At 28.8% G+C, this 11903-nt stretch carries 13 protein-coding genes and 2 riboswitches; of the genes, 4 read left to right on the top strand and 9 right to left on the bottom strand.

Features of this window, described 5'->3' with window-relative positions:
• Positions 1-58 precede the first annotated feature (58 nt).
• From purF to purE, 3 genes are read right to left on the bottom strand one after another with little or no spacing between them, the layout of a single operon-like run.
• Positions 59-1498: an amidophosphoribosyltransferase gene (gene purF / locus Q6H37_RS03675; protein ID WP_318739230.1), complete on the bottom strand. Its 1440-nt coding sequence runs from the start codon at positions 1496-1498 to the stop codon at positions 59-61.
• Positions 1499-1547: 49 nt separating this feature from the next.
• The gene (gene purC, locus Q6H37_RS03670) at positions 1548-2258 is read right to left on the bottom strand and encodes a phosphoribosylaminoimidazolesuccinocarboxamide synthase (protein WP_318739229.1); all 711 of its coding nucleotides are present in this window, start codon (positions 2256-2258) and stop codon (positions 1548-1550) included.
• Position 2259: 1 nt separating this feature from the next.
• Complete coding sequence (gene purE / locus Q6H37_RS03665) at positions 2260-2739, bottom strand: 5-(carboxyamino)imidazole ribonucleotide mutase (RefSeq protein WP_318739228.1); 480 nt, start codon at positions 2737-2739, stop codon at positions 2260-2262.
• A 110-nt stretch (positions 2740-2849) separates the two neighbouring features.
• Positions 2850-2951: riboswitch (purine riboswitch) on the bottom strand.
• Between the two features lie 221 nt (positions 2952-3172).
• Between purE and Q6H37_RS03660 the strand changes: the two genes are divergently transcribed.
• On the top strand, positions 3173-3487 hold the full coding sequence (locus tag Q6H37_RS03660) for a hypothetical protein (RefSeq protein WP_318739227.1): 315 nt from the start codon (positions 3173-3175) through the stop codon (positions 3485-3487).
• Positions 3488-3511: 24 nt separating this feature from the next.
• Positions 3512-4105, top strand: a complete 594-nt coding sequence (locus Q6H37_RS03655; protein ID WP_318739226.1) for a GDSL-type esterase/lipase family protein — start codon at positions 3512-3514, stop codon at positions 4103-4105.
• Here the strand turns inward: Q6H37_RS03655 and Q6H37_RS03650 are convergent.
• The 5 genes from Q6H37_RS03650 to Q6H37_RS03630 form a co-directional block, all read right to left on the bottom strand.
• A complete protein-coding gene (locus Q6H37_RS03650; protein ID WP_318739225.1) occupies positions 4065-4901 on the bottom strand; it encodes an alpha/beta hydrolase family protein in 837 nt (278 codons plus the stop codon). The genes Q6H37_RS03655 and Q6H37_RS03650 overlap by 41 nt on opposite strands.
• 189 nt (positions 4902-5090) lie before the next feature.
• Positions 5091-5336, bottom strand: coding sequence for a hypothetical protein (locus Q6H37_RS03645; RefSeq protein WP_007062859.1), 246 nt, complete (start codon positions 5334-5336; stop codon positions 5091-5093).
• Between the two features lie 106 nt (positions 5337-5442).
• Positions 5443-6036 (bottom strand): YdcF family protein, encoded by a 594-nt coding sequence (locus Q6H37_RS03640; RefSeq protein ID WP_318739224.1) that lies wholly within the window; start codon positions 6034-6036, stop codon positions 5443-5445.
• Positions 6037-6207: 171 nt separating this feature from the next.
• On the bottom strand, positions 6208-7641 hold the full coding sequence (locus Q6H37_RS03635; RefSeq protein ID WP_318739223.1) for an NCS2 family permease: 1434 nt from the start codon (positions 7639-7641) through the stop codon (positions 6208-6210).
• 76 nt (positions 7642-7717) lie between these two features.
• Positions 7718-7818: riboswitch (purine riboswitch) on the bottom strand.
• A 168-nt stretch (positions 7819-7986) separates the two neighbouring features.
• Positions 7987-9615, bottom strand: a complete 1629-nt coding sequence (locus Q6H37_RS03630) for a TaqI-like C-terminal specificity domain-containing protein (protein WP_318739222.1) — start codon at positions 9613-9615, stop codon at positions 7987-7989.
• A 120-nt stretch (positions 9616-9735) separates the two neighbouring features.
• Between Q6H37_RS03630 and Q6H37_RS03625 the strand changes: the two genes are divergently transcribed.
• Positions 9736-9864, top strand: coding sequence for a hypothetical protein (locus tag Q6H37_RS03625; RefSeq protein WP_318739221.1), 129 nt, complete (start codon positions 9736-9738; stop codon positions 9862-9864).
• A 292-nt stretch (positions 9865-10156) separates the two neighbouring features.
• A complete protein-coding gene (locus Q6H37_RS03620) occupies positions 10157-11410 on the top strand; it encodes a S1C family serine protease (RefSeq protein WP_318739220.1) in 1254 nt (417 codons plus the stop codon).
• Between the two features lie 265 nt (positions 11411-11675).
• Here Q6H37_RS03620 and Q6H37_RS03615 read toward each other — a convergent pair whose 3' ends face one another.
• On the bottom strand, positions 11676-11831 hold the full coding sequence (locus Q6H37_RS03615; protein WP_318739219.1) for a small, acid-soluble spore protein, alpha/beta type: 156 nt from the start codon (positions 11829-11831) through the stop codon (positions 11676-11678).
• Positions 11832-11903 lie beyond the last annotated feature (72 nt).

Raw genomic sequence — 11903 nt, 5'->3', positions numbered from 1 at the left:
CTGCACCCCTCAAAATTTTATTTAATTCAAGAATGGAGATACTATAAGTATCTCCTATTTATTCTAAATGGTTCTTAGCTTGCTCCATAGGAGCTGATACTGGATAAACTCCGCTAAAGCATCCAAGACAAAAACCTTTGTTTATATCTAGAGCCTCTAAAAGTCCTGGAATACTTACATAACCTAAACTATCTGAACCTATTTCCTGTCTTATTTCTTCTATTTCAGCATGAGCTCCTATTAGTTCACTTCTATAAGGAGTATCTATTCCAAAATAACAAGGATATTTTACTACAGGTGACGAAACTCTAAAATGAACTTCCTTAGCTCCGGCCTTTCTCAAAGCTTCCACTAATTTTCTACTTGTAGTTCCTCTTACTATAGAATCATCAACAATTACAACTCTCTTACCTTCTACATTTACCTTTAAAGGATTAAGTTTAACTGAAACTGCTCTTTCTCTTAATTCTTGTGAAGGAGTTATAAATGTTCTTCCTACATACTTATTTTTTATAAATCCTGTTCCATAAGGTATTCCTGAAGCTTCTGCATATCCTACAGCTGCTGGTATACCGGAATCAGGTACTCCTATAACTATATCTGCTTCTGCTGGACATTCTTCATATAGCTTTTTACCTGTTTTTACTCTTGAACTATAAACATTTATACCATCTATAGTACTATCTGGTCTTGCAAAATATATATATTCAAAACAACAAGTTTCGCACTTTGTTTTTTCTGCAAAATTTATAGATCTAATTCCTTCTTTATCTATAATTACAATTTCACCAGGTTCTACATCTCTTATAAATTCTGCTCCTACAGAATCAAGTGCACAGCTTTCAGAAGATAATATATAGCTATCATTTATCTTACCTATACAAAGTGGTCTTATACCATTTGGATCACGTACTCCTATAAGTTTATCTTGAGTTAAAAGCACAATTGCATAAGATCCTTTTACTGCCTGTATAGCATTAACTACTGCTGTTTCTATACCTTTTTTTGCACCCTTAGCTATTAAATTTAGAATTACTTCTGTATCAATGGAAGTCTGAAAAACAGATCCTCCCTCTTCTAAAAGTTCTCTTATTATATCCGTATTAACTAAATTTCCATTGTGGGCAATTGCAAGGGAACCTAGTTTATATTTTACAACTAGAGGCTGCGCATTGTTTGCATTACTTGAACCAGTAGTAGAATATCTAACATGACCTATTGCGCTTATTCCTTCTAAATCCTTTATTACATTTTGATTAAATACATCTGAAACAAGACCCATATCTTTATAACATTTTAATTCCTTGCCATCTGATGTAGCTATTCCAGCACTTTCTTGTCCTCTATGTTGAAGTGCATAAAGTCCATAGTAAGTTATAGATGCCACGTCTAAATTATCTGGTGAAAAAATACCAAAAACACCACATTCATCTTTGAATTTATCTTCTTCTAAATCAAATACTAAAGACTTATTAATACATTCTTTTAAATTGCACATTATAAGATTCCCCTCTTTTTTAATTTTTAAATAGTACTAGATAAGTTTACTAGTTGTTTGCACCTATTCTGTTTAATATTTCGATATAAGCTTCTTTTACATTACCAAGATCTCTTCTAAATCTATCTTTATCTAATTTTTCATTAGTCTTTGCATCCCAGAATCTGCATGTATCTGGTGATATTTCATCTGCTAAAAGTATTTCTCCATTAAATCTTCCGAACTCTAATTTAAAATCTATTAATTTTATATTTTGTTTTAAGAAGAATTCCTTTAAAACGTCATTAACCTTTGATGCCATAGCATATATAGTTTTCAATTCATCAAAAGTTGTAATTCCCATAGCTACTGCATGATAGTCATTGATAAGAGGATCTCCTAAATCATCATTTTTATAGCTTAATTCTAATACTGTAGTTTTAAGTTCAAATCCTTCTTCTAAACCGTATCTTTTAGCCATACTTCCAGCTGCAACATTTCTTACTATAACTTCAAGAGGAACTATTTCTACTTTTTTGCAAAGTTGTTCTCTTTCGTTTAATTTCTTTTCAAAGTGAGTTTTCACTCCATTTTTCTCTAAAAGTTCAAATAATGCTGAAGTAATTGAATTGTTCATAACTCCTTTATCTTCTATTTGTCCTTTTTTCTCACCATTAAAAGCTGTAGCATCATCTTTATAATAAACAACTACCTTATCCTTATCATCTGTAGCATATACCTTCTTAGCTTTTCCTTCGTATATCATTTCTCTCTTTTCCATTTTATAACTCCACTCCCTCTTCATTATCTTTTATAAATTTTTCTTTCATATCTTTTCTATATTTTTTAAGTTTTTCTTTAATTTCTGGATATTTTAAAGATAACATTTGAACTGCAAGCATTCCAGCATTATAACTATTGTTAATACCTACTGTTGCTACTGGAATTGATTTTGGCATTTGAACTATAGCTAAAAGTGAATCCATTCCACCTATTGCTGCATTAATAGGGACTCCTATGACAGGAAGAATTGTATGTGAGGCTATAACCCCTGGCAAATGAGCTGCAAGACCTGCTCCTGCTATTATACATTCACAACCTTCATTTTCTATATTTTTAATTGTTTCCATAAGTTTTTCTGGGACCCTATGCGCTGAGAGTATGTAAGCTTTATACTCTATACCAAACTCTTTTAATGCATTAGCAGCTCCCTTCATTTTTTCTGTATCCGACTTACTTCCAAAAATAATAGCAACTTTCATTAAAGTTCCTCCTCATTTTTAATATATATTAATAAAAAATTCCACCACCAATTCACAGGGAATCTGGCAGCAGAATTTTAAAGATACCTTCAGAAAAAACTAAAAGTATCATATTCTTCAGATTAACCCATAGAAAGGAAATTAACGGTTCCCTAGTAGAAACTCCCGAACCTTATTATCAGGATTATATGGATGTTTTATTCATCTTACGTATTCATGGTAGCATATTATTTTTTAAAAATCAATATGTTTTCATCACAATATATAAAAATATTCGTATTTTTGTAGTTTTTTATCTTAATTTCAAGTTTTATAGTTCGTACCATTACGAACTATAGATTATAACACAAAATTTAACATTAAAAATAAAAGCTTAACATCAATGTTCCAACTTTGCTATAATATACTTAACAAATTTAAGGAAGGTATTTTAATGGGCATTTTAATTTTTTTTATATTTATAGTTGCAGCATCACTTTTTGTATGTAAAAATAATTTCAAGAAAAGGACAGAAGAATTAACAAGTAATTTAAAAGCTTTCAATGAAGAAATAAAAGAAGTTTTTTATTCTATACCTGAAGTTCATCAGGAAAATATTTTAAATTCATTAACCAGTGAAAGCCAGACAAATTTAAAAAATATTTTAAATAACAGCTTTATTTATGGTGCCAATGCTTGGTCCATTCAACAACAAATTCTAAAACAGCAAGAACTTCTTATGGAACTTAAGGCATCTTCAAAAAAATAATTTAAAAAGAAAGGATTTGTCTATATGAAATTAGTATGTATAGGTGATAGTATTACATTTGGCTATGGAGTTTTTAAAAAAGATTGTTGGGTAACACTATTGAATAATAAATTTGAAATAGAAATTATAAACAAAGGCGTAAACGGAGATACTACTGCTGGAATGCTATCTAGGTCTTATGAAGATGTAATTAGTCTTAATCCTTCTCATGTAATTATCATGGGTGGATGCAATGATTTTATGTGTGAACGTAAATTAAATATGGTAAAGGACAACTTAGAAGAATTATTAAAGGAAGCTTTAAACTATAATATTGTGCCAATAGTAGGTATAGAGCCTCCTATAGATGCTGTATTGGCAGAAAAAAAGTGGAGTGGAGATGTAAATTACGACTTAGTAAATAGCATAGAAGAAGATTATAGGCATTGGATAATGGACTTTTGTAATAAATCCAAAATAAACTATATAGACTTTCATAAATGTTTTAAAGAAGCCCTAAAAAATAAAGATCCAAGAGAGTTATATGTAGACGGTCTTCATCCAACTGCTCTTGGACATAAATTAATGTATCAATGTGTTATTGATGTTTTTCAAGCCATGAAACTATCCCTTGAATAAGCGAAATTCTTTTATCTGAAAAGGCATGGTCTGAATCCAATATAATTTCTTCTAAATCTTCAGGATTCTTTTCCCTTAATGCATTTACTAATGGGGTATGGTGAATGCATAGAGGAGCATCCTTATCCCTAGTTCCTGCAACTAATAACAATGATATCTTAGATAGATTATCTGCATAATTTATAACATTATAATTATGCAGATTATTTAAAGCTTCATTGACTAATCTTTTAGCACATGTTGCATTAAGGGGATATATATTTTCTATCCATTCCTCTATTGATTTACTTATTTTTTCTTTACTGTCTTCAATATCTTCAGCAAAAGCTCCTAAATTAAATCCTGATATAGATATCGCAGCTCTTATTTGAGAACTTTTAGCCGCAGTCATTAAAGTAGCAAATCCTCCCATACTATGACCTACAAGAGTTATCTTGTTTTTATCTACTCCATATTCATTTAACGCTTCTTCTGAATTTAAAAATTCCATAGATACTTGTACATCCTCAAGTATATTATTAAAAGAATAATTACCACTACTTCCCCAAGAACCTCTGTAGTGAAATATAAGTACATTATATCCTATACGTCTTAAAACCTGTGCCAAATCAATATTTTGTTCATATCCCGGAAATCCATGAAGTAAATTTATAGTAGGGTGTGGACCTTTCCCCTGTGCTATGTACATTGAACCTAAACATCTCTTCTCTTCACTTCTCAAAATTACTGTTTTTATACAGGCTGGATATTCTGTATCAACTTCAACATCATCTTTAAAAATCAAATCATATCTCAAGTGAAAATCCCCCTTTTTAAAATTATATATGTACTATGATTATTTATATTTTATCATAGTTCAACCGTGTATAAAAACCAAAACTTAATTACTCACCTTTTGTATGTGCAAAAGTGGATTTATTAAGCAAATTAAGTTTATGCATACTAAAAGAGGCCATTTTACAAATAGCCTCTTTTTTATTCAAAATTACAATAGTTTCTTTAATTGTGCAGGTTCATATTCTTTTAAAAGTTTCTCGTTAGCTTCATTTCTTATTAAAATATCTACTTTTCCATCTTTAAGTTTAAAAACCTTTCCTTTTACTTTAGTTCCAATAACATTTACAGGAGCTTTAATTGTAAGTTGTTTCAAATTTTCACTTTTACAATAATCACATACCTTGTCATTTTCTATTACTCTTTTGCATTCCACGCAGTAATAAACTTTGCCCATCAGTATTACCTCCTAATTTATTGTTCTTAGTATTAGTTTTTAACTAAGCATACATATTTTACTATATTTTATATATTCTATGTTTTCTGAAAATTTCCTTTTTTATTTAAAATATTTTAAAATAAGCTTTTAAAAAATAATACTTCATAAGAGCAGGAACTTCCCTAAGGTATCCAACAAATTCATCTGATTTATAAGTTTTAACAAAAACACCAGAATAACTTGCTTTTATTCCTTCGCCGGCAGCCATGAGAGAGGCTCTTTTTAAGTGATATTTATTCGATACTATAATGGCTGTTTTTAAATTCTTTTTTTCCATTATACTTTTTGAATTTATTAAATTAGCCATAGTTGATGCTGACTTATCTTCTAATATTATCTTAGAAGAATCTACACCTTTAGAAACTAAATATCTTTTCATAGCCTCAGCCTCAGATATACTCTCACCTTCGCCTTTTCCACCAGACACTATTAAATACTTGCCATACCCTTCTTTAAACAGCCTAAATCCTTCATCTGTTCTCCAAATAAGAAAAGGACTTGGAGTACTCCCATAAACCTTACATCCTAATACAATTATACAATCAGATTTTTCAGGTTTTGCACTTTGTCCAAAATAAATAACTTGAAAAGCAAAAACTATGACACAAACTGTTATTACTGCTATTCCCCATAAAATAAACTTTTTAATTTTAATCATAATTCCCCCCATAATTCCCTTTTCATTAATAGTAATTTATTCAACATACCAGTTCAACCAAAATATAGATAATTTAATATATTATTAATATGTACTTATACAAAAAATAAAAATAGAGTATATAAATATGAGTAATTACATATTTATATACTCTAAAATATTTAAATTTTCTTATGGAAGTAATGTAAATCTTAATATAAACAATAAAGCAAGTACATATACTATAGGGTGAACTTCTTTTGATTTTCCAGTTGCTATTTTTACTATAGGATAAAATATTATTCCTGCTGCTATACCATTAGCTATACTGTAACTAAAGGGCATGATAGCTATAGTGAAAAAGGCTGGAAGAGCTTCTGTAAAATCTTCAAAATTAATTTTTGTTATAGCTCCAATCATAAGGACTCCAACTATTACAAGTGCTGGTGCTGTAGCTTCTGATGGAACTACACCTACAAGTCCTCCAAAGAATAATGCTAGTATAAATAATACAGCAGTTGTAAAAGATGTTAATCCTGTTCTTCCACCTTCTGATACTCCTGATGTGGATTCAACATAAGTTACTACTGTACTTGTTCCAAGCAATGAGCCTACTGTAGTTGCTACTGCGTCTGATAGAAGAGCTTTATGCATATTCTTAACTTTTCCGTCTTTATCTAGCATATTAGCTTTTTGTGCAGTTCCAACTAAAGTTCCGATAGTATCAAATAAATCTACTAAACTAAAAGTTATAACAACCATAATTAAACTTGTAAAAGCTCCAAGCATTCCTGCTTTTCCCAATCCTAAAAGTCCTTTAAAATCGAATGCAAATAATGTTGGTGCTAAAGATGGAGGTGCACTTATTATTTTTACACCTGCAAGGTGTGTTACACCAAAAGGAATTCCAACTATAGTAGTAAGTATTATACCTATTAATATTGAACCTTTAATTCCTCTTGCCATTAAAATTCCAGTTATTGCTATACCTATAACTGTTACTAAAACATGAGGATCTGTAAACTTTCCAAAGGTTACTAATGTACTACTGCTTGCTACTATTATTCCGCCGCCTTTTAAACCTACAAGTGCTACAAACAATCCTATACCACCTGAAATTGCAAGTTTTAAATTATGTGGTAATGCGTCAACTATTTTTTCTCTTATTGAAGTAACTGTAATTATTATAAAAAGTACTCCTGATACGAATACAGCTGCTAAAGCTTGCTGCCATGTATATCCTAAAGTTAAACATACACTATAAGTAAAGAATGCATTAAGTCCCATTCCTGGCGCTTGAGCAAAAGGAAGGTTAGCATAAAGAGCCATTACTAATGTACCAACTGCTGCTGCTATACAAGTAGCTCCAAATACTGAAGCTACAACTGGATCATTAATAGCTGATAGTCCAGCTTTTACTGCTGCATCTCCCACAAGTCCTTTTGAATTCATTCCTGCCTGCATAAGTATTGAAGGATTTACGAAAATTATATATGCCATAGTAATAAATGTAGTAATTCCGGCCAATATTTCTGTTTTAACATTGGTATTGTTCTCCGACAACTTAAAAAATGAATTTAAAAATGATTTCTTTGGTTCTTCTGGATTAGATCTTTCCATATACATATTTTTCCTCCTCAATAAAAAAATTTCTGTTCAGATTTCAAGTAAATCCAAAACAGAAATTCAATTTTTTAAATATAAATTTCACGGATCCACCCATAGTCAGATATTTAAGGTATTCTGGTAGAGACTCTTGAACCATATTTTCAAGATTATACGGATGACTATTTAATTATATTACGTTATATATGTTAGCATTGATAAAGCATAAAGTCAATATATTTGAATGCTTTTTTAATGTAATGTTCTACTCAGAATTTACTATGTATTCCACTTGCATTTAAAATATTCGTCACAGGACGAACATTGCAAATATATTCATCAGTAAATTCTTGAATAATTAAACTTTTACAGCAATTTATCTCTATACTTATCACTTACTTCATATAAATCAAAAACTTCATTATCTAGTTCATCCTTAAACTTTTCATATAAATTATATTGTTTACTAATTTTATCTACCAAATTTTCTATTTTATACTGCCTCTTAGCATCGCAAAACTTTATAGGTATTTGATTTAAGCTATATTTTTTAAGTTGAGGAATTGACTTTGAATTTGTTATAAGGAAACTGGAATAATACCACTGCATTAATTTAGAATTTAATATGCCCAATACATACTTATAAGAAAATCTTTTATCTAAATTAATTATGCCATACAGAGATTGTTCTATAGCAGTTCCATCCTCATCCAAAGCTGCAATTATAGTATTCCCCGTTTTTCTTAATACTATTTTAGGTGAATAGGTCAACTTTTTTATATTACTAGTTCCTCCCTTTATATTTTGCTTTTCAAATTCATAATAGAACTTACTTAAAATTTTAAAATTAGTTATATTCTCTCCTTTTAGTATACTTATTTGCTTACTATTTACTCTATATTTTTTTATTTCTTTAGAATTTCCTATGAACCCTGTAAAAGTTGTGCATATGTCTCCAAGGAATTTACTGTTCATCTCTATTCTTTTCTTAATATCTAAATTAAAACTATTGCTGTTATATAAAAACTCATAATTTTCATTTTTTAAATATTGACTTTGATAAACTCTATAATTTCTCTTTTTATGTACATATAAATCTATTTCATTGTCTTTGCTGTAACTTCTTTCTAATACAAAGATCATTACATCTGTATTTATATTTGGAAACGTTATTTCAAAAGCAAGATTTTTTATACTGTAATTTAAAATTATTTTTTTTCTAAAATTTTTGTATTGAAGATTTTTTGCGAGTCTATCAGGCAGTACAAATCCAATTCTTCCATGCATTTTTAACACTTGTAAGGATCTTTTAAGAAAATACTCATATAAATTAGGTAAATATATATTTCCCTCATATTCATTTATATAATAATTTATTAGCTCTATATCTTTGCACTGCTTATTCTTTCTGTTTAAAGAAACCCAAGGGGGATTTCCTACAATGTAGTCATATTTTTTACTCCAAAAATCACACAAATAATTTGACTTTTCTGTTTTATTTATATATGCTTTTTCCCATTTAATTAAACTATCGCAGCAAACTACATTTAAAATAAGTCCTTTCCTATTTTCACAAGTGGAAACAATATTTTGCTTGCATATTTCTACTGCATTATAATCTATATCTGCACCATAAACACAATGATTTACTATATGTAAAATTATATTCTCAACTTTCCAATAATCTTTACCTTTTAACTTACAATCTCCATTTATGATATATTCTTCTTCTTCATATTTCTTTGACAAAGCATCAATATTTTTAGTAAAGTCCTCTACCAAAAATTTAATTACTTTAATTAAAAAATATCCTGAACCACAAGAAGGGTCAAGAATTTTAACAAAAGGTGTTTTTATAACATCTAAATTATCAAAAGTATTTTTTATAATATAATCTATAATATAATTTGGTGTATAAAAACATCCATAACTTTTCTTTCGGTTTTTTTCCATAAGAACATCATAACTTTTTTCTAATTTAACGTCTTTATACATATTAAACCTTCTTAATTTTATAAATTATTTACAAACACATATTATATGTTATCACATTTTTTTCATAGCATAAATAAGTTTTTTGTGGTTAGCATATTATTATTGAAAGGGGTTGTTTTTATGCATACTGAAAGTAAAAAAGAAAAGAAAACGGAAAAGAAAAGGCCTCGCAAACCAATAGTTACTAATGAAGATGAAATGAAAAAAAGGAATCCTCAAAGTACTTTGGATATTAATAGAGCTCCTTAATCAAAGGAGCTCCTACTTATTATTTGGTAAATTTCAATAACATATTTACTTTTTTTATTTTTAAGTTATTTATCATTAATATTATTAATTTTCTTTAAAATACCTAAGCAACCATATAGTATTTATTCCTTGGGAAATAAATATCAATATATTTTGTATAATAATTCTTAAATATATTAACAATTATTATACAGAAAAGTTATATTGTGTTCATAATTTTGACATAAAAATGTCACAAAATAACTCTAGTATAATAACTATAGTACAACAAAAACCTAAGGAGGTACTTATCATGGATAACTCAAATAATGAAAAAAATGAATTTCAATTAGTTAATACTAACAACACCAGTGAAGATAAGGATTTTAATAACAGTAATAACAACTATAACTTTCAAAATAAGTTTTTTAAGCATAAAGGAAAAATAAAAAGAGGACTTGTGTCCTATGTAATAGTTGGATTGATTTGTAGTATTGTAGCAGGAACAGCTTCTACTGCAGCTACATTATATTATCTTCCTAACTCGAACTTTTTCAAAAATACACCTTTATATCAAAACTTAAAGCAAGGAAGTGGAAGTACTGCTACTTCTACAAATTATATTAATGCATCAACTGTATCTGCAAAAGGTTCCTTAACTGTAGCTCAAATAGCTCAAAAGGTTGGACCTGCTGTAGTTGGTGTTTCTACTACAGGTATAGCTCAAAATGATTATGGATTTGCTGAGAAACAAGAAGGTATGGGTTCTGGTATTATAATAAATAGTGAAGGTTATATTTTAACAAACTTTCATGTTATAAATGGAGCTCAACAAGTAAAGGTAATACTTAATGATAAAAAAGAAGTATCTGCAAAAATAGTAAATTATGATCAAAATATGGATTTAGCAATAGTAAAGGTTACTGATAGCAGCGTAAAAATGCCTGCTGTAGCTGAACTTGGAAGTTCAGAGGCTCTTCAAGTTGGTGATCCTGTAGTTGCTATAGGAAATCCTTTAGGCAAGGAACTATTAGGTTCTGTAACAACTGGTGTTATAAGTGCTAAGAATAGAGAAATACAAGAAAGCAGCAATGGTCCAAAACAAACTTTCCTACAAACAGATGCAGCTATAAATGCTGGTAACAGTGGTGGTGCTTTGGTAAACTCTCAAGGTCAAGTAATAGGTATAAATACTGCAAAAATTAATGGAAGTGGAGTTGAAGGGTTAGGCTTTGCAATTCCTATGGATTCAATTAAACCTAAAATAGATAATCTTTTAAAACCTATATTAAAAATAGGAATTTCTTGTAGAGATATCTCTTCAGATGTAGCTAAACAAAATAACGTTCCTGAAGGAGTTGCTGTGCTTCAAGTTGAAGAATTTAGTCCTGCTGAAAAAGCTGGTCTACAAACTGGAGATATAATTACAAAATTTGATGGTAAATCAGTAAAATCCGTAGATAGTATGAATACTATAAAATCAAAACACAAACCTGGTGATGAAATAAGCTTAGAAGTGTATAGAGATGGTTCAACTAAGAGCTTAAAATTAAAGTTATCAGAATAACTTATAAATATAAGATTAATTATTTATATGATATTTTACTTTATTAATCCATAGAATTAATGGTATAATTTACTTATAAGTAATTTTTACATCATAATAATTTGGCTGTAATTATTACGTAAAAAAAAATACTCAATAGTTCTATCCTCCGTTAGATATCTTAGCTATTTATTAGTACGTATACTCAAAATAAATAAGCTAAGATATTTTCTTTAATAAAAAAACTGTGACGCAAATTTATTTGCGTCACATTCTAATTATTATACTAATCTTCTTTAGGCTTATCCTTTCCAAGTTTTTTAGTTTGGCTTGAAAATCCTATATCATTGGAAATTTCCATTTTCATATCTTCAAGTTCTTTCTTAGTCTTTTTTCCAGCTTTTTTGTTATCTTTGCTGTTTTTATTATCCTTATGAGACACTTTTTATATACCTCCTAACTTTTTATATGTAAGATTACATTTTAGTAAAAATTTTAAATAAGTTTCACTTTA

Origin of the sequence: Clostridium sp. JS66, from assembly GCF_033561535.1 — a bacterium.
GTDB classification, from domain to species: domain Bacteria; phylum Bacillota; class Clostridia; order Clostridiales; family Clostridiaceae; genus Clostridium_AM; species Clostridium_AM carboxidivorans.
The sequence above is the reverse complement of the archived record's forward strand: the minus strand, read 5'-3'. Positions and strand labels throughout refer to the sequence as shown.